Source organism: Paenibacillus sp. SAFN-054, from assembly GCF_051966755.1.
Lineage (GTDB): Bacteria > Bacillota > Bacilli > Paenibacillales > Paenibacillaceae > Paenibacillus_AQ.
This window is the reverse complement of the sequence record NZ_JBQCKS010000003.1, coordinates 517,685-544,209: the sequence shown is the minus strand read 5'-3', so window position 1 is coordinate 544,209 and position 26,525 is coordinate 517,685. Positions and strand designations below refer to the sequence as shown.

General features: G+C 49.2%; 15 protein-coding genes. All 15 read right to left on the bottom strand.

The genetic code is table 11. The features are described from left to right. Positions 1-88 precede the first annotated feature (88 nt). Entirely contained in the window at positions 89-934 is an 846-nt protein-coding gene (locus tag ACTHPM_RS18265) for a ComF family protein (RefSeq protein WP_440396332.1), read from the bottom strand. Positions 935-994: 60 nt separating this feature from the next. Continuing rightward, complete coding sequence (locus ACTHPM_RS18260; protein WP_440396333.1) at positions 995-3,247, bottom strand: DEAD/DEAH box helicase; 2,253 nt, start codon at positions 3,245-3,247, stop codon at positions 995-997. A gap of 614 nt (positions 3,248-3,861) precedes the next feature. Then, complete coding sequence (locus tag ACTHPM_RS18255; protein ID WP_440396334.1) at positions 3,862-4,245, bottom strand: hypothetical protein; 384 nt, start codon at positions 4,243-4,245, stop codon at positions 3,862-3,864. A 167-nt stretch (positions 4,246-4,412) separates the two neighbouring features. Then, the gene (locus ACTHPM_RS18250; RefSeq protein ID WP_326090939.1) at positions 4,413-5,135 is read right to left on the bottom strand and encodes a response regulator transcription factor; all 723 of its coding nucleotides are present in this window, start codon (positions 5,133-5,135) and stop codon (positions 4,413-4,415) included. 4 nt (positions 5,136-5,139) lie between these two features. Next, a complete protein-coding gene (locus ACTHPM_RS18245) occupies positions 5,140-6,294 on the bottom strand; it encodes a sensor histidine kinase (protein WP_440396335.1) in 1,155 nt (384 codons plus the stop codon). A gap of 88 nt (positions 6,295-6,382) precedes the next feature. Further along, a complete protein-coding gene (locus tag ACTHPM_RS18240; protein WP_440396336.1) occupies positions 6,383-9,094 on the bottom strand; it encodes a stalk domain-containing protein in 2,712 nt (903 codons plus the stop codon). Between the two features lie 346 nt (positions 9,095-9,440). Continuing rightward, a complete protein-coding gene (locus tag ACTHPM_RS18235) occupies positions 9,441-13,424 on the bottom strand; it encodes a SwmB domain-containing protein (RefSeq protein ID WP_440396337.1) in 3,984 nt (1,327 codons plus the stop codon). A 199-nt stretch (positions 13,425-13,623) separates the two neighbouring features. Then, on the bottom strand, positions 13,624-14,826 hold the full coding sequence (metK, locus tag ACTHPM_RS18230) for a methionine adenosyltransferase (RefSeq protein WP_440396338.1): 1,203 nt from the start codon (positions 14,824-14,826) through the stop codon (positions 13,624-13,626). A 159-nt stretch (positions 14,827-14,985) separates the two neighbouring features. Beyond that, on the bottom strand, positions 14,986-15,261 hold the full coding sequence (locus ACTHPM_RS18225) for a small, acid-soluble spore protein, alpha/beta type (RefSeq protein WP_440396339.1): 276 nt from the start codon (positions 15,259-15,261) through the stop codon (positions 14,986-14,988). A 130-nt stretch (positions 15,262-15,391) separates the two neighbouring features. Next, positions 15,392-15,946, bottom strand: a complete 555-nt coding sequence (locus ACTHPM_RS18220) for a hypothetical protein (protein WP_440396340.1) — start codon at positions 15,944-15,946, stop codon at positions 15,392-15,394. A 98-nt stretch (positions 15,947-16,044) separates the two neighbouring features. Further along, positions 16,045-19,701, bottom strand: a complete 3,657-nt coding sequence (locus ACTHPM_RS18215; RefSeq protein WP_440396341.1) for a hypothetical protein — start codon at positions 19,699-19,701, stop codon at positions 16,045-16,047. A 445-nt stretch (positions 19,702-20,146) separates the two neighbouring features. Continuing rightward, positions 20,147-20,488 (bottom strand): hypothetical protein, encoded by a 342-nt coding sequence (locus ACTHPM_RS18210; RefSeq protein WP_440396342.1) that lies wholly within the window; start codon positions 20,486-20,488, stop codon positions 20,147-20,149. A 185-nt stretch (positions 20,489-20,673) separates the two neighbouring features. Then, positions 20,674-24,279, bottom strand: a complete 3,606-nt coding sequence (locus tag ACTHPM_RS18205) for an S-layer homology domain-containing protein (protein ID WP_440396805.1) — start codon at positions 24,277-24,279, stop codon at positions 20,674-20,676. Between the two features lie 237 nt (positions 24,280-24,516). Next, positions 24,517-25,644: an MraY family glycosyltransferase gene (locus ACTHPM_RS18200; protein WP_440396343.1), complete on the bottom strand. Its 1,128-nt coding sequence runs from the start codon at positions 25,642-25,644 to the stop codon at positions 24,517-24,519. A 116-nt stretch (positions 25,645-25,760) separates the two neighbouring features. After that, positions 25,761-26,522, bottom strand: coding sequence for a WecB/TagA/CpsF family glycosyltransferase (locus ACTHPM_RS18195; protein ID WP_440396344.1), 762 nt, complete (start codon positions 26,520-26,522; stop codon positions 25,761-25,763). Between the last annotated feature and the right edge of the window lie 3 nt (positions 26,523-26,525).

Here is a 26,525-nt window from a genome sequence, read left to right as displayed (position 1 = left end):
ACCTTATTCGCCCTTGCTTCGTCCATCCCTGAATTCATGTTTGAAGGTTTTAAATGCCATTATATCATGTTTGCGCAATACGCAAAGACTATGAGCGAGCCCACGTGAGACTATAGACCTCTGCGCGCATGCCTAGCCTTTGCTGAAAGGAATGCAGCAGCACTTCTGCGCAGGCGTTGATCGTGCTGCCCGTCGTATAAATATCATCCACCAGCAGAATCCGAAGCCCTCCAGACATACGATGATCCGACAATACGAGCTTACTTGAGTGATCAGCATTCAAGGAAAATAACCCTTCCCCTGGATTCCATGCAAAAGCATGCTTCATGGAGTCAATGCGTTCCTGTCTAGTTTTAAAACTCTGCTTCTCGGTATGCAGGCTTCGCATGAGAAGCGGCGTAACAGGGAGCCGATGAATCGCTCCCAGCCCCTCCGCCAACACCTGCGCCTGGTTAAATCCGCGCTCGCTCAAGCGGCTGCCGCTGACCGGCACGTATGTAATCATATCCGGCTTCCAAAGCATCTTGCTCTCTGTCATTTCAGCTTTAAAATAAGTGATACTCACCTCTTGAATCAGGCGAATGAGTGCCTGACTCAACATCCGGATCAGCAGCTTCGCATATCTTTCATTTCCCCTGTACTTATACTGGGCCAGCCACTCCCTCATCGCCTTGTTATACTGAACGGCACTGCGATTCCATATAAAAGAGCGCTGCCGCGCCTCCTGCCGCAAGCAGTCCGGACAGCCGAAGGCTCTTCCGCAGCATACACAGCGCGGTTTCACGATCCAAGGAATCGAGTCGGCGCAGCGCTGGCAGATTCCCGGCCATTCTTTCGTCAGTCTGCTCTTCCCGCCACAGGTGAGGCAGATATTTCCCGGAGGTGCGAGTAAATCACGAATGAAATCCGTAATGACAGAAGAAAATCTGGTCAAGGTAACACCTCCCTAAAGGGTGAAATATCGATAAAATAACTTCAAGGGCAATCCAGTAAGTTATAAATTCTTCAAATACCCATTCTTTTTGGCGATTCGGTTCATGCCGGTTATCTGCTTCACTGCCCTCTTTTGGGATAACGTCCACTGCGGGGAGGCAAAAATAACCCGGCCGGCTGGATCTTCGGAAGAGCGGCCGGCGCGGCCAGCCATCTGGACAAGGGAGGCCTCGTCAAAAAGCCCGCTGTCCGCATCCGCGATAAACACGTCGCTGCGCGGAACCGTGACGCCCCGCTCGAGGATCGTCGTGGTCACCAGCAGCCGGATTTCCCGCTGGCGGAAGCCGGTGACCTTCGCAGCGCGGAGCGGATCTTCGGATGAAGTCCCCTCTACGCAATAGCCCTTCAAAAGACGGCGCAGAATGGTGACGAGCGGATCGATATGGCGAATCCGGGATACGAACAGGAATACCTGGGCGTCCCGCTCCAGCGATTGGCGGAGGGCTTCCGTCAGACGCTTGAGCAGCACCGGCTGGCGCAAGCACTGCTCGATGCTCTTCAGCGTGATCCGCTTCGGCACAGGTAGCGGATGTCCGTGAAAGCGGACGGGTACCTTCGCATGAGGAAGCGTACCGCGGGACGCTTCCCGCTGCAGGAGCCGCGGCGGCGTAGCCGACAGATACACGAACTTCCCATCCGGCTTGCAGGCGTTCCGTGCGGCAAACGCCAGCATCGGGTCATTATGGTACGGAAAGGCATCCAGTTCATCGATGATCACCAGATCAAATGCTTGATAGAAGCGCATGAGCTGATGCGTCGTGGCGAGTGTCAGCTCACCCGCTTGCCACCTTTCCGTGCTGCCTCCATAGAGCGTGACGATCCGCGTCCCGCTGAAGGCTTTGGCGAGCCGCGGAGCCAGTTCCAATACCACATCCCTGCGGGGTGTGGCTACCAGCACGCGGCCTCCCCTCTCGAGGATCGAGCCGAGCAGCGGGAAGATCATCTCCGTTTTGCCCGCGCCCGTCACCGCCCAGAGCAGGAAGCGGGACGGCGCAGCATCCCCGTGTACAAGGGATGCAGCGTTATATTCGCCCTTGCCTGTGGACAAGGGCGACTCACTGGCGCCGGGCTGCGCCCGCCCGGCGCGCGGCTCAAGCAGCGGCCACCATGCGCGGCCGCTCTTGCCGGCGGAGCCCCTGCGGGGCGGCTCCGCCAGGAACCCCAGCGCAGCGCAGGCGGCATCGCCCTGCGCCGCGCTAAGCCCCCACCGCCCGCGCACCGCGGCGGTGGACTGCCCGGCCGCTGCGCGCACGGCCGGGGAACCTCCCGCTGCTGCGCGGAGCAGCAGCGAACAGGCGCGGCTGCGCCCGAGCGCGAGGCACGCCTCGCAGTAGGCGCAGTCCGCGCGGCCGCACGCGGCGCATGCCGTGCGGCGGTTCGCTTCGCTGCCGCAGCGCCGGCAGCGGGGCGGCCTTTCGCGGCCCAAGCGCAGCGGGCCGCGTCCCCGAAGCGGGCGGGCATCCGCCGCCACGCCCGCGTCCAGCGCCAGCCGGCCCTGCAGGCTGGCGAGCTGCGCTGCGCTGTGCCAGGAGCCAGCGAGGCCCGGCGCCGTCTCCTCCAGCAGCGCATCCACTTCGGCCGCGAGAAGTGAGCGGCCCTGCACCAGATCGCTCAGCAGCGCTGCTTGTCCATCCCATTTCTCTATCCATCTTCTCGCTAACAGCGCTGCGCCCGTTCCTGCCTCTTCCACTGCATCTTTCGTATGCAGTCCGGTTTGCCTCCTTGATCCCTCCGCTGAGCTTGCCGCAGCATATTGTATGCCCCGTTGCTTCACTCCACTCTCCCGATCAAACACGGAATCCATCCCGACTGCCTCCGGAAGCTCGAGCAGCCGCTGCACAGCTTCCGGAGGCTCCTTTTCCATGTCCCAAATAAACGGTTCATGAGCACGGACAGGATGCCATAATATCCTATTGTCCACATTCCGGGCCCTTCCAGCAGGTTGTTGTATCTTCCCGCCGGACTTCCCAAAGCCCGTCCCATCTGCTCCTAGTCCCGCCTCCCTCCATTGTTCATGAACGAATCGGTTCCAATTCGCCAAATCCCAGCCCTTCATACCCGGCTGCTCCACGAAAGTCTGCTCCAGCTTCACCGCAAGGCTGAATGCCATAGCTCCGGACAGAAGCACCATTCTTCCAGGTTGGCGCTCCCGCTCCACCCGCTGCTGCCACCACAATACATCCACCTTCATATCCAACGACCGCTTGATTTCCCAAGTCCCGTTCCAATACAAGGCATACACCGCAATTCTCATAACGCTCCCTCCTTACCCCCTATAAGAAAAACGTATATATAAAATGAACCTTAAAAGAGTTACATTCCCAGGACGCTTTGAAGTCGAGTGTTCTTACGATCGCTGTGGTCTCCAAAATGCTTGGAATGTATATTTGATGTGGCATTTCGGAGACAAAGGTGAACGCCCCGCTTCTTCAGAATCACTCGCCCTCTCTCGCTATGCTATGGTATATCTATAGTTCAATTTATATATCAACGTACTTTCACAGTAGACAGACCGCGCTTAGGAGATGTTTTTCTTGTCAGCTAAGGTTGGTTTGCCTCGGATGTTTATACATTCTTATCACTTCAAAAATCCATCCACAAATTCACAGATTCATCCCCATGATTCACAGGCGTTTGTGAATTTTGTCCTTGATCCGACCATTTTTTCGCTTTTAGGCCGTTTCGGCCTGTGGGTAACCCGTTATTTTACTTGCAAGGAACTCCTTTTCCGTAGATTTCATCCACAGGCCAATCAAAACGCCTGCTGCTATTTCCGGACAGCAAAAAAGCACACCTCCACGGTTCCCCGTACAAAGTGTGCTTCACATGTTCATGCTCGATATGCCGCGCTCAGCCGCGGGCTTCCTTTTATACATAAGGAATATGCCCCGCTTCCTGCGGATTTCGCAGATCAATCGTTTTGATATCCGGATTCATAGCGCCATTCAACACCGAAAAGTCCGTAGACACCGACAGCTCAATACCCGCAAGTCCTTCCAGGCGCTCTACAATGCCTAGCGTGTCATCATCCGAATTGGCGTCCAGCACCGTTAGCCGAAGTCTTGTGCCCGTAACCAGAGCATACAAGCCCAAAGCCCGGATATACCATTCGATCTGACGCTCGTGGTTGGATGTCACCAGAATATAGTGAATCCGGCGCGTATGCTTGCGCTTTTGCCAGGCATGATAGACATGTACCGCCGCAACAGCCAATGCATACACCGTCAGAATCCATAATAGCGGGGTCAACATGCAGACTCACCTCCCTGTATACCAACACTATATGCCGGTAAGATCAGGTCGGTGAATGTAAGCGCATCATTAGCCCGCACCCTTTTCGAATGTCGCGGCCCCCGCCTATCCCGTGGTAATTTTCACAAGCAATGACAGGTGAATCCTTTAATTCCATTTACATGCAATTAAAGGGTTACCCATCCGTATTTAATCGAGTTGATAACCGCTTGCGTGCGATCGTCAACCTCCATCTTTTGCAGAATGCTGCTGACATGGTTCTTGACCGTCTTCTCACTGATAAAGAGAAACTCGCCGATCATTTTGTTGCTCTTGCCTTCGGCCATCAGACGCAGCACTTCGGCTTCGCGGCGGGTCAACGGATTGTTCTCGCCTGCAACGAATTTGACGCCGGCTTCACGCACGCCGCTCTCCGTCATGGCACCCGTCTCGTTGAGGAATGTCATGCGGCGCAGCTGCTGAATCAGTTTGCCTGTTACTTTCGGATGAATAAAGGCATAGCCCTCCTGCACGGAGCGGATCGCGTTAATGAGCGACTCGGCCTCCATATCCTTCAGCAGGTAACCGTTCGCGCCTTTGCGCAGCGTTTCGAACACGTAGCTTTCATCATCATGAATGGATAGAATAATGACCTTCACATCCGGGAAGAGCTCGCGCAGCTTCTCGGTGGCCTCTACGCCGTTCTCCACAGGCATATTGATGTCCATGAGCACAATGTCAGGCTTGATTTCATTGCAAAATTCCAATACTTGAATGCCGTCCCCGCATTCGCCGATGACTTCGATGTCATCCTCCATATTCAAAATGCGCTTCAGACCCTCGCGAAACAATTGATGATCGTCAGCCAAGAGGACTTTAATGTTTGTTTTGCCAGAATCCCTGTTTTCCATCCTGTTACTCCTTTCCCTTCTCCACGTTCGTTGGGATATGGATTACGATCTTCGTACCCTGGTTCTCCGCGGATTCCAGTTCCATTCTTCCTTCGAGCAGTTCCACTCTTTCGCGCATGCCGATCAGCCCGAAATGATCCTTTGACTTCTGTTCCAGAAGCTCCACCTTAAAGCCTAATCCATTGTCCTGAACCACGATTTTCACCATTTGCGCCTGGTATGTAATTTCCACTAACACATAGGTCGGGTAGGCATGCTTGGCTGCGTTGCTGAGGGCTTCCTGCACCAAACGGTATATGGCAGCCTCCATCGCTGAAGAGAGACGATGTTCCTTGCCCCGCGTTTCAAAAATCGTGCGGATTTTCGTTTTCTCCTCGAAATCATGCACGTATTTCCGCATCGTGGGAATCAGTCCCAAATCGTCGAGTGCCATCGGGCGAAGATTGAATATCACCTTCCGCATTTCCTCAAGGCTGGAGCGCACTTGTCCCTTCAAATCTAGTATTTCGTCCTGCACCATCTTAAATTCCTGCTTCATCATCATTCTTTCCACAATTTCCGTGCGGAGAACGAGGTTGGCAAGCAGCTGCGCAGGGCCGTCATGGATTTCGCGGGCAATACGTTTCCGTTCCTCTTCCTGAGCCAGTATGATTTTCAGACCGATTAGCTGCCGATTCTTCGCCGTTTCGATAATCCGTGTCACCTGTCCCAGTTCGCCTGACAAGTACTCCATTACCACACCCATTTGTGATCCGATGGATTCAGCACGTTCAACAGAGTTCTCGACATTTCGCACTCTCTTTTGCAATTCATCGCGTCTGGCCTTGAGATACATTTCCTTCTCACGATAAATCATGACATCAAGCTGAAGCTGCGTCGCCTTTTCATAGGCCTGCCTGATGTCATCCTCCTTGTAACGGACGAAGTCCCGGCTGACTTCCGTCAGCCGGACGCGTGAACGCCGGTAGTTCAGCTCGAGCTGATCCACCTTTTGCAGCGTTTCGATCGTTTCCTTCATCACATACTGCAGTTCCTGATTCAAAGAGGCGAGTTCGTCACGGGCAGCCTCAAGAATCTCAAACATCTGATATTTGCTGTTCTCCACCACCTGGATGGCGTTCTTAATGACGCGGTCTATCGCATCGGCTTGAAAATCCATTTCTACTCCATTTCTTACCACTACTGTTCTATACAGAATGAGCTGATATCCATGTTTACTAGTTCATTTCTATACATATCATACCATATCATGATTCGATAGTGACGGTCTTCGTGTTTTGTTCCCATTTTACATTTAATCCTAATTGCTCGGATACGAGCCGAAGTGGGACTAAAGTACGACCTTGACTGATATAAGGCGCAACTTCTGCACCTTTACGCTTGCCATTCAGTATAAAGTCCTTATTTCCTACTTTCAAATCCAGGACTTTTCCGCCGCGGATAACCGTGATGCGCTGATTGGCTGGATCCCACTTGGCCTGACCGCCAAAGGTATCAAGTACATATTTGATCGGAATGTACGTACTGTTGTTTTTCATGACCGGAGCGGTTTCCATCGTTTTCTTCTGTCCATTGGTCATTAAGGATTTTTGGCCGATCGCCATGATGACTTTGCCTGTCGGCAGACCCGCTTCGCTGGACAAGCTAGGCATCGTGAATTTGATATTATCAAAAGCCACCGTGCCGGTCTTCGCCCGTTCGTCCTGACCCTCTTCCACGTTCACCACATATACCCGCTTAAGCTGCGCCGGGAAGGCGATGCCTTTGTCGCTCAGATCGATATTCAGCGTCTTCCAGCCGTCCCAATCGATATTTTTGGCGAGGTCGACGTAAACGGTATTGCCGTTCTTGTCTTTCAGCTCCGCACGCGCCCAGTTTAAACTGTGGTCGCCCATCACGTCAATCGACATCGAGGTCGCCGGAGCCGAAATTGCTTTGCCTGTAGAGCCGTTCAGTTCGGCGTAAGCATACATTTTGCCGGTTCCAGCCGTCATGTCGTATGTCAGCTGAAGCACTTTGGAATTGGCATGGTCCCCGCTGCCCTGCGCGACGGCAGCCGTACCGCTCACCTGCGGGTTGTTGCTCGTAAATTGGATCGTATAGCTTACGTTCTCGAAGTTCTCCCATAGGTCCTCACCCGCAGCGGACAGCACGACTGCCGTGCTGAAGCCGTTGTAACGGGCAATGGCGTAGCCGACCTTGGCATCCGCGTTCACGGAGCTGACCGTCAGCTTGCCGTTCTGCACGCTGCCCTTGAAGCCGATGAATTCCCATTTCAGCGCGCTGTCCGGCACGTCGATCGAATGGCCGTCCTTCGTCGTCGCTTTGACCGGTACGGATACCGTGCTTCCCGCCTGAAGCGGTGCGGTTGCCGAAGCCACGCTCAGCGCGTTCAAATCGTCGCCGCCGAGCACCTTGACGTCCATGCTGGTGCTGGCGCCTCCGCTGACAGCCGTAATTTTGGACGTACCCGGCGTTACGCCCGTGACCGTCTGTCCTGCAACCTTGATGTTGCCGTTGCTGGATTTCCAGGTCGGCGTCAGGTTCGATGTATCGACCGGATTATAGTAGTTATCATAGCCCTTCAGCTTGAATGAAGCCTGCTGGCCGATCAGGATCGCGGTGCTGCCGCTGATCTTCAGACCTTTCAGCTCGCCTTTAGGAGCGCTCGTATACACGCCTACGGCGTTAACAACGCTGCGCTGCTCTGTACCGTACTCGGTGTTGAACGTCAGCACAGCGGTATCTTCAGCGAGCGGACGGCTGACCATGGTCGTGGAACCGCCCCCGTCGAGGTTCAGGCCCTTCCAGACCCCGATATTCACCATAAACGACTGCAGTTCGCCGAGCGACATGCCGGCACTGTTGTCATTCTTCTCTACCGCAATAATATAAGCATAACGCTGGTCCTTGGAGTAACCCAGTGCCGTTCTGGCCCGGTAGCCTCCAATGCTGGACACATCGCGCGAAAATGCCGAGGCCTGTCCGTTATTCACCAGAATCGTGTGGCCGCCGATCATCATCTGCAGGTCGGCCGGATCTACGGATTGCCCCATCGTCTTGGATTTCAGCATGTAGCTGGTGTTCAGCTTCTGGCCTACTGCCAGGTGCTCCGTCACGAATTTGGCCGCCTTGCCATGGGTCCGCAAAATGTAACCGTCCGCCGGCACTGCCATATCGGCAAAGCCGCCCTGGCCCGAAATCTGCGTAATCACGCCATTCTGCACCAGCACTTCAACCGGTGTTGTGGCGCTGTTTTTCGGACGTACAGTGGATTTCCAGGCACTCGTGTAAATGAACATAGCGTCCACGTGGCTGTATGTAGCGCCTGTGCTCGCCGGGCTGTAAGACGTTTTATTCATGCCTGCCAGCGGGAAGGAGGAGCCGTCCTCGGCCGTAACGGAGCCTTCAAACGCAAAATCGTCAATGATCGGCTTGCCGGACGTTGTCACCGCAAAAGAATACATGCCTTTAATATCCGAAGGCGTCGACAGCAGCTCGCCATTGGTGACCTGTCCGCCGATCGGAGCTCCCTCTGCGCCCGTATTAAAATAATCCCCGTTCACCGCAGCTACGGCGCCGGTTTCCTTCGCCATGCCGCCCGTGCTCTGCTTGGTCGTGAACTGTCCGTCCTTGCCGTTCATCACGTCCATCTTGACGTACGGATTCTGCAGATCAATCCGGATGACATCTGCCAGCGCGTTGACCTGCTTACCGGAACGCGTCGTCGTAAATCTGTATTTCGTCAAAATCGCTCCGGACGTGACCGGATTTTCCCCCAGCTTCGTGACCTTAGACGACGCAGCGCTCGCCACCGACGAGATCGAATGCCCGTTCAGCGGAATGCCGCTGCCGACGACCGGCGCAACAAAGAGCAGGCCTGCCAAGGATACGACCATCCATTTCTTGCCTGCATTCATTTTGCTTTTATTCTCATTCTGCCTGTTATTCCATTTCATGAAAAGCGACTCTCCCATCTTTTTAAAACAACTTCTGTCCCCAGGTCTACCAATTCTGCTATTTCTGCCATGTGTACCATTCTACAAAACTACTGACGTTCCACTCTTCCAAAATGTTCCTGACTTGCACTGCATAACCCGTCCTTTTAGCATAAAAAACAGACGAAGAGATTACTATCCTGTAACCTCCATACATGTAATAGACTGTTTTAAGCCTGAAAAGTTACGGCAAAACCTGCATTTTCAGCGATTTTCATAGATTTGGCGAAAAAAAGCCCTCCCTCATCGGTTGGATGAGAGAAGGCTTCATAGTAAAAGTTATTCAATAGAAACGCTAGATTCAGAATTACAGGTATCCCACTTTTTTCAGCAGACGTTCCAGCATGACCGCCGCCTGCGCGCGGGTCGCATAGCCTTTCGGTTGGAAGGTGGTCGGGGTGACGCCCTGGATGATGCCTTCCTTCAGCAGCCGCGCAGCCGAATCCGGCGATTGAATCTGCTTATAATCCTTGAATTTCTTCAGGTAGGTTGCCGCCGAATAGTTCAAATCCGTCTTGAATCCGGTGTAGTTCATGGCCCGTGCCATAATGATCGCCATTTGCTCCCTAGTAATCGGGCTGTCCGGCTTAAACGAACCGTCGGTGTTCCCGGCAATGATCCCGGCCTTCACGGCTGCACCGATAAAGGCATTTTCCTTGATATTCGTAACATCGTAAAAGCGCTGTGAGGTCTGCACGTCTCCGGGGAGACCGAGCCCTCTTGCCACGTACTCCGCAAATTCCGCACGAGTGATGTTTTTGTTCGGTGCGAAGGTATTGGTTGTTCTTCCATCCACAATGAACCTGCTAGCCAAGTTAATAATGGGAACCTTAGCCCAGTGGTTGTTCGTATCGTTATAGTATTTATACGCCATGCCGCCAATGACCAGGTGGTTGCCTTTCGCTTTCCCCCGGATCACCTGAATGTCACCATTGCTATCAACCGTACCCGGGACGAACGTCATTTTATCGGCGCCGACATCCCAGCGGTACATTCCCATTCGATCCGCGGTCATCGTCGAGTGGTTGAGAATCAGGTATTGGTTGTTCACCTTTAGCTCCGTTGTTCGCGAAACAGCGTTGCTGTCCACCGCCGAGACATAAAAATCATACGGGTCCGTAAGCTTTTGAATAGCCGCAGCGTTCAGCTTGTCGTTCAGTAGAGCGAAGGATTCCGCCGACAGCTTGTCCACGGCCAAATTCAACTTAATATTGCCCGATCCGGTCTGCAGCGTTCTGGATATCTCCGCGATGTTGATCTGGCTGAGAGGGAGCACGATCATAGCCTCTCCGGCTTTCACCGCAATGGACGCCTGCTTGTCCTTGGCATAGACATTCTCCAGTGTGCTAAGCGAAATGCTGGCGGTCACGGAACTATTGTCTGCAGGTGCATTGATCAGCAGCATATGCGTGGACTGTTTAGAGTTTACGATATAACCGAACGCATCTCTCAGCTTGTCCGAATCAATGAACAGTTGCTTCATCGTCTGGTTATTCCGGGAATTAATACTTAGAGAAGAGGAAACTGCCTTCTCGTTCAGCATAAACGTCGAAATGCCAAAATCCTTCAAATCCGTCAGGGACAAATATTCGGGAAGGTTCAGGTCCTTGCTTCCTGCCGCCCCTTCGCTTGCGGATAGCCGGCTGAAGTACGTCATTTTCGTTCCATACGTATCGCTAATACCATATACACCTGGCAGATAGGATACATCTACCTTCTGGCCGCTGGTAACAGCGCTGGTCAGCTTCAACGTCACCATATCGCCGCCTATGAATGCCTGCAGCACACCTCGCTGAACGCTGTCCACGTACACCTGAAACTGCTCTGTTGAGAGATAAGACTGAGCCATGAGCGTTTTGTTGTACGTAATTTGCAGGGTGTCCCCTTGAATCGTAATTGACTTGATTTCACTGTTCACGTTGCTTTCCGTAATTTTCACAGGCTCCAGATTGACGTACCCTGCGGCGTTGCCGTTTAGATCCGTCAGACGGGTGGTGCCCGGGACATAAGATACCGTTACTTTGGAATTCCCAATATTGTTAAGAGGTGAAGCCAACGTCAGGTTGACCTGAGTATCCTTCACTTCCACGGTATTCACATAGTTAGGAACGCCGTTCACCAGAACCGAGAACTGACTTTTCATCGGAATATTGCTCGTGCTCAGCAGTTCATTGTAGGTCAGCGTCACTTTGCTGCCTGTTCCTGTGGCCGACTGGAATATGGGCGCCTTTGAGTCCTGGAGGTTGCGGAGGATAAAATCCGTAAAGGCACTGATGTTTTGCCCCCTGCTGTCCTGAATGGGTTCTTTGCCAGGTTTATAGCTCAGCTTTACCACTTGGCCATCCGATATCGGACTGCTCAGCGTCAAATAAATCGTTTGTCCGCTTTGACTGATCGACTTGATGCCATACGTCGTGCCATCCCCCTTGACCGTGAACTGCTCATAGGCGCTGGAGGACACGCCTTTTAACGGCTGATTGTAGTAAAGCGTGATATTACTGTAAGATGCCGTCCCGCTGCTGGGCTTGGGCAATGCAGTGTCGATCCCGTTCAGCACCTCGCGCTGTGAGAAGCTTGCAGCTGAATTCCGGTATAGGTCTTGAATCGGCCGCGTACCAGCGGTATAGCTGATTTTCACGTTTTGACCCACGGCCACTCCCGTATCCAAAACGACATAGACGCTGTCACCCGATGTATATACATTCGAGATCCGCCGAGCCTCTTCATTGACGGTTACGCTGAAACTGCTCGTCTGTAGCCAATAATCAGAGTAAAGCTGTTTATTGTAAGCTAACCGGATCGTTGTATTGTTGTACATATCACTGCTCTGGATTACAGGCGGCTGTTTGTCCGTGACTGGTGTCTGGAACGACCAGCTTCCTGATAGTCCCGCATACTGGATATTATAGTTCTGCGCGTCATAAAAGGCGTTCCGCCCGATCGTCACATAATAGGTGGAATCATAATCGTACGTGTATCCGGAATCCAGCCGAATCCGTACCTCTCTGCCGCTTGGCGTCACGGTTACAGGCACGTTATAGCTGCTGCCGGATTTGCGAACTGATACCTCTCCATTGCCCCGCTCTACCGCACGGTTAAAGCTAATGTACAGATCGCTATCGATCGCCACTCCCGTTTGCTGGTTAGAAGGATACAAATTGCTTATAGTCAACAATGAAGAACTATCCATGGCCGTTGAAAAACGAAGACCATTGTTCGACGTAATACCTTGGACAGGGTTACCCCACTGGTCTTTAAAAGCATTCGAGTTGACAAGCACATAATAATCCGTATTAGCCTGCAGATAAGCGCTAAAATCAACGGTTATTTGCGCGGTACCACTGCCTTTGACCAAACTGCTAGCTGCATCAAGTCTCGTTATGTTGGTCCCGTTCGATCTGTACAGATCAATCGTGCCTGAACCGGCACGGACAGGTTGGTTATAATATAGGATCACTTGGCTCCCTGACAAGATGCCATTATTCGCAGGATATGTAGTTTGAATCGCTGTGCTGCCATATGTCGTAAAGTTCCATTCCGCCGCTTGAATTCCTTTAAAGCTGGCTCCCGTTTCCGTTACGAACACTGCTCCGTCAATGATGACCGCATACGAGGTCCCCATGGCAAGCGGCTTCGTCAGCGGTATCGTGGCCTGACAGTTATTGATGGTGATGCTGCCTGCAGGAATTATTTCAATAACGGTATTGGTATTCGATTGAAGGACAACCTTCACTTCACCCGTGCCAGTCTTCATTTTTTCGTTAAACGTAATTTCAAGCTGTTTCAGATTCGGATTGATGGAAGTCGAATGAGCAGCTGGTTCATAGGATTGAACGCCTTGCTTGATTGTCTTAAAAGACAGCTCCTTTAAGGAGTTTTGAACAGAAGGGTCTGCTTCAACCTCAAAGGCACCCTGGTCTACCCTCACAATATAGCTATGGTTGTATTCCAGTGGCTTCTTGTAATCCACCGGAATCTGATACACCTTTTGCCCCGGGTTACCTGCTGTCATCGGGATCACGATATTGTCCGAGCTTTGACTGGTTTCATCAATAAGCTTAATCGCCGCATTGCCGCTTTCATCCACCAGCTTCATAGGCTGACTGAAGGTTAGCGTGAACACCGGTGTTCGGCTTACTTCATTTATACTGCACTCATTTGCCGAAACAGAGATAACAGGATCCGGGTTGGGTATTGCTTCCGCGGCAGATGCTCTGGCAGCCCCCAAGTTTCCTCCTATGACTCCGATCGTCAAGATGAAGGCCAACATCATCGATAGCCTTTTTCTCATTCGATTCATCCTTCCTTTCCGGGCTTTCGTTCTCCTGACATGTTTCATGAGCCCCACATCAAACACAACCTTATACTTCTATTTCGGTCAGAAGACGAGGGAAGTTTAGCCGAACGGGGGCTTGAGGGACGGATTGACGCACAAAAAACCTCAGCCTGGCCTATGCCAAACTGAGGTTCATTTTTAAGTATAGGTTGTCTTACAGGCCGGCTTGAGCTTTCAGCTCTTCGGCTTTGTCTACGCGCTCCCAAGGCAAATCCACATCGGTACGGCCGAAGTGACCATAAGCTGCGGTTTGCTTGTAAATCGGACGACGCAGATCCAGCATGCGAATGATGCCTGCAGGACGGAGGTCAAAGTTGCTGCGGATCAGCTCAACGAGCGTATCGTCGGCGACTTTGCCTGTGCCGTACGTATCCACGTTGATCGATACCGGTGTAGCGACACCGATCGCATAAGCCAACTGGATCTCGCATTTGTCAGCCAGACCGGCTGCCACGAGGTTCTTCGCCACGTAACGAGCCGCATAAGCTGCGGAGCGGTCTACCTTCGTTGGATCCTTACCGGAGAATGCACCACCGCCATGGCGAGCGTAACCACCGTAAGTGTCCACGATGATCTTACGACCTGTCAAACCAGCGTCGCCTTGCGGTCCGCCGATGACAAAACGTCCGGTAGGATTGATGTAATATTTCGTATTCTCGTCCAGCAGTTCCTCAGGAACGACAGGGAGAATTACTTTCTCTTTGATGTCCGCCTGGATTTGCTCCAGCGTAATATCTTCGGAATGCTGCGTCGATACGACGATCGTGTCCACGCGTACCGGCTTGTCATCCATGTACTCGATGGTTACCTGGGTTTTGCCGTCCGGACGAAGGTACTCGAGCGTACCGTCCTTACGAACCTCAGACAAGCGGCGTGCAATGCGGTGAGACAGTGCGATCGGAAGCGGCATCAGTTCAGGAGTGTCGTTGGTTGCAAAACCAAACATCAAGCCCTGGTCGCCTGCACCGATATTTTCCGTTTCCTTGTCCATTTGGGCAGGGTCGCGGTTTTCCAGCGCAGCGTTTACACCCTGCGCGATGTCAGCGGACTGCTCGTTCAGGGATGTTAACACTGCACATGTATTATAGTCAAAGCCATACTTGGCACGAGTATACCCAATTTCCTTTACCGTATTTCTAACAATAGATGGGATATCAACATACTCGGATTTCGTACTGATTTCACCGATGACAAGCACAAGTCCAGTTGCAACTGAAACTTCGCAGGCCACGCGTGCATTTGGATCATTTTCCAGAAAAGCGTCAAGCACCGCATCGGAGATTTGGTCACAAATCTTATCCGGATGTCCTTCCGTAACGGACTCTGATGTAAACAGATGACGTCCTTTTACAGACATAGTATCAACCTCCTATAAGGATAATAAACAACGGCGTAAGGTTGCCCTATACAAAAAATGAACCTTTCCCTGAATAGGAAAAGGCTGCATGACAATCCTCAATGGACATATTAACGTATTTGTCAACCCATGTCAATTCAAGTAGATCGATGATTCCCGTTACAGCAAGCTTTGCTGCGCCTGACGGATCAGCCGTTTGGTCATTTCTCCGCCCACGGATCCGTTCTCACGGGAAGTCAGATGACCTCCATACGAGCTGCCGCCGCCAAACCCGCCTCCGACTTCGCCTAATTCACCGGCAAACTCGGTATCAGCACTCCCGTGACCAGAGCCATATGCCGCTCCAAGACCGAATTCAGCAGCAATTTCATATTTCATTTGATTGAGCATGTTGCGGGATTCCGGTACGACTTTACGATTGCTGTTTCTGGCCATAATCCAAACACCTCCTGCGTATTGGTCCTGCAAGAGTAGTATTTGTATTTTGTTTGGCACTAGACGTATAAATGATTGTTACTTATGGCAAAAATAAGCTTAAGAAGCCTTAGCCATTATAATGAAGATTTTATTGAATCGTATACCCGCCGCGCACCATGACAATCAAACTATATGTATTGCCTTCCTGGACCATAATGCCACGGCCGTCTCTTGGAAAAGACAACAGATGATTGTTTCCGGCAGGTTGTCCATTAGCAATATCTTTACCGTCCGTCAGATCGGCAACACCATTAGCGTCCGCGCTATAGATCACGCCTTTACCGCTGCGGATGATGAATTCTGCTCCAGCTTTGGCGATCAGCTTCTCTCCTGGCTTCAGGGTAACGACAGATACCGTGTTCTCTACTGTTGTTGTTTCTTTGCCATCGGATGGCTGTGTAGTAGCTGGTGGTGTGGTTGGTGTTGTAGGGGCCGTAGGCGTTGTTGGAGTTGTGCTTACGCCACCACCGAGCGCTTTTTGTATTTGTTGGTCAACGTAACTCTTGGTTACGACGGGATCGTCGACTGTTCCAGCTTGGTTTGTTGCACCTGCGCCTTGGGCGGTGATGTTGAAGATGGAGCCGAGGGCTATGCCTGAGCCAATGAAAGCAATTGCTAAAGGAACTCTGTACTTTTTACTCATTATAACCTCCTAGCTAGGATCATCTTTTGAACTGCTATCCATAAATTAGAAAGGGGCCAACCAAATAAATGGTAGGCCCCTTAGTGATTCCTGTTTTTTTATTCAGCAGAGTATGCTTTTACAGTGCGTGTAGATTCAGCTTGATCAACTTTAGTTACACTCACCCACACATCACCATCCGCTGTTCCTAGTTGTGCAATAGACACTGTAGCAGAAGTATCTCCACTCGCTACAGTTGCTTGACCCAGAGCAGTAGTTGCAGAGGATGTAGCATAAACTTTTACCACGTCACCAGCAACAAGTCCAGTAACTTCTACAGTATCCGGTGTTCCAACAGGGTTATTAGTAACCGTAATACTCGAAGCTGCAGGCGCTGTAGATTGAACTACTTCAGCAGCATAAGGTTTTACAGTTGCTACAGACTCACCTTTACCAGTACTAGTTACAGTTACATAAACATTTCCTGCAGAAGCACCCAACTGATTAACAGTTACAGTTGCATTGGTTTGACCTGCAGCTACAGTAGCAGAACCGAGAAGAGTCGTTTTAGCGGCAGAAGTGTAAACCTTAACTACATCACCAGGAGTCAAACCTGTAACAGCTACAGTATCGTCGCTATTATAGTTGTTGTTAACAGTAATGTTACCAACTGCAGGGGCAGTTGTTGCAACTCTCGAAACAGACAGACTACCAGTTACAGTAGAGGAATCAGTAGTGTCAAAACCTTCAACTTTCAGATCAGTTTTGTCTGCTCCGTCTGTTCCTTTTGCTGATGCGTCAACAAAATTCCCATTATCGTTATTAAACACTACGTTAATTCCTCCAACATAAGAAACACGGGAGAAATCCAGAACGATTTCATCAGTTCCTGCACTAGTAAGGCTACTTACATTTTTAACTTCGTAAGTCTCACCTGCGCTGCCATAGCCAATCGAAGTTCCATCAGCTTTGTAAACTTTGAAATTATCTTTAAAGTTCGCAGTGTTTTTAGCTTTTACATCTTCGTCAAGATTAATTGTCAGTTCAAGTGCAGCAGGGTTAAAGGAAATGTCAGTACCCAAATCAATTTTACCATTGTTTGTTTTTGCTACAGAAGGAGCAACGGTATCTAGAATTGTAGCACTTGTTCCAGTCAACGGAGCGTTCACAAGGTTCTTCGCAGCATTACTCGAGAAGTTCAATGTTTCTCCAGCGTTTGCAGGAAGCTTGCTACTCAAAGTCAACTTAACCACAGTGTTATCACTGGAATCAACTACAGCATTCGTTACTGTTTTGCCACCAGATGTTGTGAACAAATCCTTATCTACAGAGGATACTGGTTGGTTAAACTTAACCAATACAGTGTCTTTTGCTGTTGCATTAGCGCGCACTACTTTGAAATCTGCATTGATCGGATTTCCTGCAGGGCCAAACGTTACAGAATAACCACTCAGGTAGACACCAGCTTCACTCTTAACGCCTTGAATTGTAATTTCACTCACACTAGTTACATTAGATGGCAAAGTGATAATTACACCTTTATTATCATTTACAGGACTAATGTTAGTACCTGCTGGCAATTTACCAGTGATTGCAGTTGGATTGTTTTGCTTGAAGTACTTCACAAAGTAGTTATCTGGGTTAAGGATAGATGCTGTTGTTGTAGTATCCATCGCTTTATTATAAGTTACATAGTACACATTGCGGTTACCAGACACATCAGCTACACTTGGTGCTGCAGCATCCTTAGCTTCAAGAGAAACAGTGTATGGAAGCATTGTGTTTTTAAGTGTAGTAGTATCTTGGAGTCCAGAAAGTTCTAGGGTATAATTTCCAGAATCAAGGGCACTAGAGAATACAAGAGTAAACTCTTTAGTTACCCCAGTTGCTCCACCAAGAACAGAAACACCATAATCAGTTACTACTTTACCATCTTTATTTTTCAAAACCACGTTCGATGTTTTGAAAGTAGAAAGATCTACTGGTTTAGTGAAAGTAAATTTCACTCTGTCGTACGAGCTGTCATCGAAAATTGCACTTACAACTTCAGGACGAGTTTGATCAACTACAGGATTAATGGATACTTTAGTATCAGCTGCAATTCCATTTCCGCTGTAATCAACTACATTTTGTACATACAGATCCGTTGCAACAGCCGGAAGTTTATCATTTCCACTAAAGGTAAGTTTAAATGTTTTGGAGTTGATCTTTTCTACTGGGTTATTTGCGTAATGTTTAGTGGATCCGCTCATCCAGTAGTAGTTACCACCTTTTACAGCTTCAGTGTCTTTTACATCTTCACTGAACACTACTGTAGCACCTTCAAGAGTAACATCCTTAACTTCTGCGATTGTAGGAGCTGTTTTGTCTTCAACAACGTCAAACTCTTTAGAAGTTTCAATTAATTTATAAGGAACATAATCTTGAACTTTATCATTAATTGTCAGAGTGTGTTTACCAACACTCAATGTGTTAAATACTTCAACAATCAATTCACGGCTACCGGATCCAGAGATCACACCGGAAATTGCAGTGCCATCCAGTTTAAACGTAGCAGCAACGGAGCTAGTACTTACGACAGGCTCAGAGAAGGTAATCTTAATAGCTTTGTTACCCAGGCCTTCTACGCTTTCTACCGTTGGAAGAGCAGAGTCAACTGGTTTAAACTCAATGTCTTTTTGGGTAACCAGTTTAGTGGTGTCAGAACCCTTCAAAGAATTCACAGACAGCTTGTAATCCTCTTGGTTGGAAAGGCTATTCGTCAATGTAAGAATGACAGACTTTCCACCTTCTTGAAGAGCAGCAGATTTAATTGCAACAGAATTACCAGCGTCATCTTTCAAAGTGTAAGTCGCAACATTTTCAGCAGATGCTTTATTCACATCTCCGTCAAACGCAACCAAAACTTCTTTCAAATTGGACGCGGATACTTTTTCGACTTTAGTTGCTGTAGTTACCACATAAGTCACTTTTGCAGTGATTTCTTGGCCAGCAGCGTTTTTGAATTTAACTTCTGTTTCTTTGTTAGCTTCCAGAGCTTTTTCAAGTTTCACTTTAACCACTTCGCCAGTGTTCAAAGTGAACTCAACGTTGCTAGGATCAACAACTTTGTAAGAAGCTACAGTCACGTTTTGCATTTGGTCGATTGCATAAGCAGCCTCTACCAGTTGCGAACGGGAAGCGTTAGCTTGGAAGTTCAGGTCTTTCGCGATCAGACCTTTGTCGATTGCTGCTTGCACATAACCTTTAGCCCATGCAGACGCGCTGTTGTCAGCAGTTGCAGGAACTTCAAGTTTCAACGCACGAGTCAGTACAGTAGCCATTTCTTGAACAGTTACTTTACCGTTGTAGTTGAAGATTTTCTTAACTGTGTCTTGACCTTCCATGATGCCAGCAGCTGTTACTGCTTCGATGTAAGGTACAGCCCAGTTCTTAGCGTCGTAGCCTTTGTCTTTGTAAGACAATGTGCCAGTTACTTCTTTCAGTCCAAGAAGTTTAGTGATGACTTTCGCGAACTCAGCGCGAGTCATGTCTTTCTCAAGGTGAGCTTGCTTGTCTGGGTAGCCGTTGAAGATACCTTTAGCTGCCAGAGCGTCAAACTTCTCTTGTGGAGTTACTGCTGTTGCGGAATCACCGAATGCTACAGATGCAAACATGGAGAATGCCATTGCTGTAGACAGTGCTACTGTTAAAATTTTCTTCATAACCTTTTGTTCTCCTCCTTGAACTTTCATCACATTAGAGTTTTCTTTAATTGGGTAGCTCTTGTTACTCATATCGTCGTGCACCCCCTTTCCCGAGTTGGAGCAAATTTTCATATAAATGATGTCTGTGACGAAATCACAGAAACTGGTAAACATGCAATACGACAAAAAAAGAGTAGATTCCTAATCCTACCTAAGTATTATACAATGGGGTCAAGATGCCGTAAAGAACATTTTTCTAAAATATAGACATATTTCATCTACAGGTCATACTTGGATTTACCCACCGTAATTGACTCTACATCTTAGACGCGTGAGGTTTTAAAAAGTTGCACCGTTTTAAAAAAAATTTCAAAATTGTTACCTCTCGAGAAAATTATAGCGAAACACGTAGGTTTGTACAAGAAATATCTGGTAATCAAATACCCGCGACTATCGCAAGTTAAACAGCTTGCACAAAAAAAGAACGCCGAATGGCGTTCTTTATAATAGAAGTGATTAGAAAGGTAACAAAATATTAACGGATCTTCATCGCAAGCTCGATGATCTGCGCGCGCATCTCCGGGTTTGTATTGATATTCTGATACATCTGCTCGATCGGCTGCTTGTTCTCGCGGTAGGTCTTCTCATGCTTAATGGTGGAATGGGACCATTCAATCAGTTCATTCTCGGATTGCATCAATTCGTTATAGGCATCATGAAAGCCCGTTTCCATTACAAGGCCTTCCATAACTTCTTGAGTAATCTCTCTGGTCTTGCGAGTCATCTCAATCTTTTTCTCCAACGTGCTGGCCTTATTTTCAAATTTGGTTTTTGCTCTCAGGTATTCGAGCTGAGCCTTGGAATAGATCGGTTTCATAAGATAGCCTTCACCCTTTAAATATAAATTGTCGTTCTACGACATTGTATCCTAAACTCTTACAAATTACAAAGAGTTGTAATTGGAAATAGAGTTCATGCAGTATATGCACGCATATAAAACGAATCTCTACCCGCCTGAATAGCTCAGGAAGATAGAGATTCGTCCACTGTATTCCCTGCAATTTAGAGCTTCTTCATTTTCGTCATAATCCGTTTGGAAATGACGGCAGCATCTGCCCGAGTCAGATATGCTTGCGGGTCAAAACGGTACGTTAATTTCTTTTGTCCTTGAAGCAGTTTGTTTGGAATGCCGGTAATAATCCCTGCTTTCGTTACGGCCTGAATGGACGTAATGGAATATGGCGAAGAGATCGTATTCGCATCCGTAAAGGACTTCTGCAGTGCAGCCAGATCCTTCTGTTGATCCCCCAGCTTTAGATTCATCGCTCTCGCGATCATGTTCGCCGCTTCTTCGCGGGTCAGCGATCCGTTAGGCGAGAATACTCTTGGAGCTGTACCCCGAATAATGCCTTTTCGAACAGCAGTCTCGATGTATCTGTAATCCCATCTGTAATCCCCGTATTTCACCACGTCAGCGAAGGTCAGGTTGTTTGGATCATAATCCAGAGGAATATCAAGCATCTTCACGATCATTGTGGCAAATTCGCCACGTGTCAAGTTCTCATAGACGCTAAACTGATTATTATCCTTCGGATTCATGATACCTCTGGCCAGCATTAGCTCCAGGTCAGGACGGGCATTAGGATGGGCCACGATATCGTCATAACTGTAACGAAGACTCATAACGGTATAATAACCGAAACCGTCAAACGTAGCGGTGATCGTTTTCTTACTCGTGTTTACTTTACCGCCCATGTTGACCCATGTGCCACCGTTGTTCTTCCATACCGAGATTCCCTCGGTTGCTGCATTCACCATTTTGGGATCGTAACTCAAGGTAATCGTGCCTTGTTGAGTCGGCTCCAGCCATTTCCCCATATGGTTCCCGAAGAATTCATTATTCTTCTTATATGGATGACTTGCTGTGATCGTCTCGAAATCATTCTGACTCAGCGGCTGCTTGAAGTAGCCCGGATCGATCCAATACAGATTGGATGCATAACCGAAATGGGATTTTGGCATCAACAGAGCCGCTGCAAGACTATTCGCTTGTATATTCATCAGCTTGCCATCCTGATACACGCCGTCCACTTTTTCACCTACCGGATTATACAGCTTCACGGTACGTCCATCCTGCGGATCGGCAATCCCCAGCAAGATGTTCTGGCCGTCGAACAGGTTGATGGTCTGCGTATTCGTGGAGCCCGGGTCCGGACTTGCATCGCGCAGCATCGTTCCTTTCGGGAAGGTAATCTGCACATTGCCCTGGAAGGCTGTCAGTTTTCCCGAAGAGGTCAAGGTTGTCTTGTACTGGGCACCCTGCAGCACCTGATCCGAATAGGTAACGTCAAACTGACCGTTCAGTTTTTGAGTTCCTTGTACGACCGTAAATTTAATGGTGTTCTTACCCTTTTTCAGGTTGTTCACTTCCTGGCGGAAGATATCCTGATCGCCTTTCACCATCGGTGTTTTTCCGATTAACACCTGATCCGCGCCATCCGCTTGAATACTTACTTCCAGGAAGTTCTGCTTAATGACGCTCTCATTGGGCAGTTTTGGTGACAAAATTACATAAGGCATCAGTTCACGCGTGATTTGCAGCGTTTGAGAGATCGAGGCTGCGCCCAATCTCGCTTGAACAACGATTGATTTTACGCCTGTTTTCGGCAAGGCAATTTTACTAAGCGTAAACTGGAACGCATTCCCCAAATCAGAGGTCGGCACAGCTGTCAGCCCTGTATAGGTGCCGCCAGCAGAGTCTTTGCTGGTCCATGTATTATCTGTATTCTTGTTCGAAAGCACCAGCTGTTTGCCATCTACCGAAATCACGATCTCATCGGCGTTAGTTGCTACAAACTGAATGTCTGCAAATGTTTGATAGGTCGTATACTGCAAATTCCCGTTTGGCTTGAAAACCTCTTCTTTGTCCGTAGATTGTCCTACGGGGAGAGGAATGAATCCGGAGATCTGAGGCAGCTTGTCCGGGAACAGATAGACGGTCAGATTGGTGGACACTGGAATGCCGTTCGCCGTACCTGTGATGCTGATTTTGTTAGGTCCGCTGACCAGCTTCATTTCGGCAGGAACGGTGTATACAAATTTCATATCTTGAATAACAGATTCGAGACTAGCGCTGTTCCCGTTAATTGATATTTTTAATGAATTGATATCACTGCTAAGGAAATTCACCAAGCGGCCGGAGATCTCTTTGAAACTGTCATTGCTTGTGAATACCTGGTTATTATAAATATTGGTTAATTCCACAAACGGTGCAGAAATATAATTAATCGCAAACTGCTTGGAGTCCTCTACGTTGCCACTGGCACCGACCAGTTCGATTTTGAGAACCTGCTCTCCCGCAGGCAAACCGGTAATTTGATAAACTCTGTAGCCGGATTGATCCACGTACGGTTTAGCTGTAAACGTAGGCGAACCCACCGCTGCTCCTTTTTGCAACGTTGAAATCTTCACTTTTGAAGCAGCAGAAACTGCATTTGTATTAACTTTAATCCAAAGCGGAAGCTCGAATAAATTGTTATTCCCTGTAAATTCTGCACTAGAAGAGTACGTTACCATGTTAGCATTCAGAGTGGATACACTATAAAGCTGATCAACCCCTGTAATATACGAGGTGCTAGCATTCCTGTACGTGAAATTGACAGGCATAACACCCATCGAGTTGTAGCTGATTCCCGAGAAAATAATCGCGTATTTGCCGTTGTCCTGCAAGGTAACGTCCGTATTCGTTGTATAGTTAAAAACCATTGCCGAGCCCGTATTGTCTTTGCCTTGTACCGTAGCCGCGATCGGCGCAGGGGTAAGCTCTGCACCAGTCTCCGTGTTCTTAATCGTAATAAAGAAGTCGGTCGGTGTTGGGATTGCCGGATCTTCTGGAAGGCCGTAGATAATCGAACCGCTAAGCTTTCCAGTTACTGTCGCACCACTTACGATTGAATTGTTGTCGATCTTGGTGGAACCGATTTTCGTATTATATGGCGTTCCGATTTCTGTTGAGGCATATACGACTTCGCGGCTAACGCTGTACGTATGTGTGCCCATGTCTGTAGTAGCTACGAAGGTAAGCTTATTCAGACCCGGATTCAGCCTGATATCATTCAATACAAAAGTCGAACTTCCACCGTTATACATTTTGGTGTTATTCACCATGACTTCGGTCGCATTAGGCGCTTCCAGCATCAGCGTAATCGACTGTGTATGCACAATGGTCTGTGATTCTTCTGTTAATGACGTGCCGTCCGGGAGTTTGATATTATAGATCGCCGGAACGTTGGAGAAACTGACATATGCCTCTCCGCTAGCTTTGCTGCCGTTTGCCGTTAAACCATAAACGGTAATGCGGTTCAAACCTTGCGCGAGCTTCACGCCTGGAAAGCGAAAATCCTTTTCATTTTCCACGATCGGCTTCACATCCGCACCGTTCATCCCCGGAATGACTTTGTCTCCAATGATGGAATCGACCTGAAAGGAGATGCTATCCGCAGATACACCGTTGAAGCTGCCTTCCAGTTCAACCGTTCCTGTATTCACCATGGTTGGCGAGGATTGATCCGTACTAAACTTTTTAAATTGAAAATATTGACCGGAAGAATCGGCTGCTTTAACAATCCCCGGTGGAAAGAACGACACAATCAATACCGCTGTCAACATTATGCTCAATATGGTTCTAAGTCGGTTAGACACCAATGCTTCCCCCTTACGTTTTCCAGTGAATTTCAATTCTTTACCTCCTATTCACATCTGAACTTCATCACATATCCCTTTTATCGGCCCCATGCACCCATTTTTTTAGAAAAAACGATAAAAAAACCCGTCCAAAAATTGGATGGGTTTGAAATATATATAAATTATGAAATTCATATAAGTTCTGGTTACTGAATCTTCTATCTAAAGCTTCGATCCTCTTTCCTCGCCAACCTTCATTCTAAGCCTTGCTACCAAATCCAGAATCGGACGCTTCGTCTTGCCGACAAGGCCGATCACTTCCGCGCCGATCTGCAGGAAGAACATCATCACGCAGATGACGACGAAGGTGACCCAATTCGCTTCATACATCGCGGCGGAAGACTGAATGACAGCCAGGACGCCGAAGAAAGCGGCGATGCCGTACACGATGAGGACAGACTGGCGGTGGCTGAAGCCAATTTCCCGCAGGCAGTGGTGCAGGTGACCTTTGTCCGGAGCGAAGATCGGTTTTTTCTGGATCCAGCGGCGAACGATCGCAAAGAACGTGTCCGACAGCGGAACGCCGATAATAATCAGCGGAGTGATAAAGGATACAATCGCAATCTGCTTAAATCCGAGCATGGACAGCATCGCCAGGCAGAAGCCCAAGAATAGCGAGCCGGTGTCGCCCATGAAGATCTGCGCCGGATGAAAGTTAAAGAACAGAAATCCGACGATCGCTCCGAGGAGCAGCAGGCAGATCAGCGCTACCGTAAGGTTGCCCATCAGGAGCGACATCACGAGGATCGTGCCGATCGCAATGCCGGATACGCCAGCGGCGAGACCGTCAAGCCCGTCAATCAGGTTGATGGCGTTCGTGACGCCGACAATCCAGAGAATCGTGAGCGGAATCGCGATCCAGTTCTCAAGCGACGAATACGTATCATTAAAAGGTATATTCACAAAATCAACTTTGATGTCAAATCCGAATACGACGACGGATGCAGCAATGATCTGTCCAAGCAGCTTTACCTTGGCGGACAGTTCGAAACGGTCATCCAGGGCGCCGGTGATAACGATCAGCGAGCCGCCGATCAGAAAGGCCTTGATAAAATTCGTATCCCGAATGGAAAAATGATCTGCGACGAATGGAAGGATGGCAAACATGGACAGCATAAATGCCAGGTATATCGCCAATCCGCCAAGCCGAGGCATGATTCTCGTATGCACTTTTCGGGCGTTCGGGACATCGACTGCGCCAATTTTAATCGCAAATTTTTTCACCAGCGGCGTTAACAGCAGTGCCAAAGCTAATGACACAATACATCCGATGATGGCTATCATTAACATGTTTTGTTCAACCCCCATTTTCTTTACCGGATTGAATTATACTCTCATCAAAAAAATAAAACCAATCCTGTTTTTCAGCAAAAAATCGGGTTTTTGCAGCTCATTTGAGTCATTTATCACGGTTTTGTCATGTTTTCTTTATCCCGCATCACTTTAACTGCGAATTTCGGCAGCGCAAGCATTCTGGAAGCCCTCGTCGGCTCCCTTAACAGACGATAAAGCCACTCTGCACGAAGTTTCTGGAACAATTTCGGTGCCCGCTTGGACTTGCCCGAAATCACGTCAAAGCTTCCGCCGACCCCCATCATCAGGGGAACGCCGAGCTGCTCCTTGTAGCGCGCGATCCACGGTTCCTGCGTATCCGCTCCGCGGGCTACGAACAGAATATCCGGCGCCTTGGCCCGAATGTCGGCAATGACCTCCGCATCCTGATCTGCCTTGAAAAACCCATCACGAACTCCCGAGATTTCTACGCCCGGATATTGCAAATGTAACCTTTCTGCCGTGGCCTGAATCACTTCCGGCGTGGAGCCGAGCAGATACACCTTCCAGTGGTAGTCTTCTCCAACCCGCATGAGCTCATGCAGAAGGTCGAAGCCCGCGACGCGTTCCTGTACGGGCTTGTCCGTTCTCGAAGCTGCCCATACGACGCCCGTACCGTCCGGCACGAGCAGTTCGGCGTTTTTCATGACCTGCATATAGTCCGGTTCTTCCAAAGCCTTCATGATCATGATCGGGTTGGCCGTAATGACCTGATGAGGCCGGCGCTCGGCAGATTGCAGGTGCTGGGTCAAATATTTCACAGTGTCTTCCATCCCGAGCCTGCTGACCTGCAGGCCGTAGATGGAAACCGTAGGCACTTGTTGTAATGGGTTCACCGT

Coding starts and splice junctions, on each gene's coding strand:
- ACTHPM_RS18260 (WP_440396333.1), bottom strand. CDS start 3,247: ATGAGAATTGCGGTGTATGCCTTGTATTGGAACGGGACTTGGGAAATC.
- ACTHPM_RS18220 (WP_440396340.1), bottom strand. CDS start 15,946: ATGAGTAAAAAGTACAGAGTTCCTTTAGCAATTGCTTTCATTGGCTCA.
- ACTHPM_RS18200 (WP_440396343.1), bottom strand. CDS start 25,644: ATGTTAATGATAGCCATCATCGGATGTATTGTGTCATTAGCTTTGGCA.
- ACTHPM_RS18225 (WP_440396339.1), bottom strand. CDS start 15,261: ATGGCCAGAAACAGCAATCGTAAAGTCGTACCGGAATCCCGCAACATG.
- ACTHPM_RS18240 (WP_440396336.1), bottom strand. CDS start 9,094: ATGAAATGGAATAACAGGCAGAATGAGAATAAAAGCAAAATGAATGCA.
- ACTHPM_RS18255 (WP_440396334.1), bottom strand. CDS start 4,245: ATGTTGACCCCGCTATTATGGATTCTGACGGTGTATGCATTGGCTGTT.
- ACTHPM_RS18235 (WP_440396337.1), bottom strand. CDS start 13,424: ATGAGAAAAAGGCTATCGATGATGTTGGCCTTCATCTTGACGATCGGA.
- ACTHPM_RS18205 (WP_440396805.1), bottom strand. CDS start 24,279: ATGTTGACAGCGGTATTGATTGTGTCGTTCTTTCCACCGGGGATTGTT.
- ACTHPM_RS18215 (WP_440396341.1), bottom strand. CDS start 19,701: ATGAGTAACAAGAGCTACCCAATTAAAGAAAACTCTAATGTGATGAAA.
- ACTHPM_RS18245 (WP_440396335.1), bottom strand. CDS start 6,294: ATGGATTTTCAAGCCGATGCGATAGACCGCGTCATTAAGAACGCCATC.
- ACTHPM_RS18210 (WP_440396342.1), bottom strand. CDS start 20,488: ATGAAACCGATCTATTCCAAGGCTCAGCTCGAATACCTGAGAGCAAAA.
- metK (WP_440396338.1), bottom strand. CDS start 14,826: ATGTCTGTAAAAGGACGTCATCTGTTTACATCAGAGTCCGTTACGGAA.
- ACTHPM_RS18250 (WP_326090939.1), bottom strand. CDS start 5,135: ATGGAAAACAGGGATTCTGGCAAAACAAACATTAAAGTCCTCTTGGCT.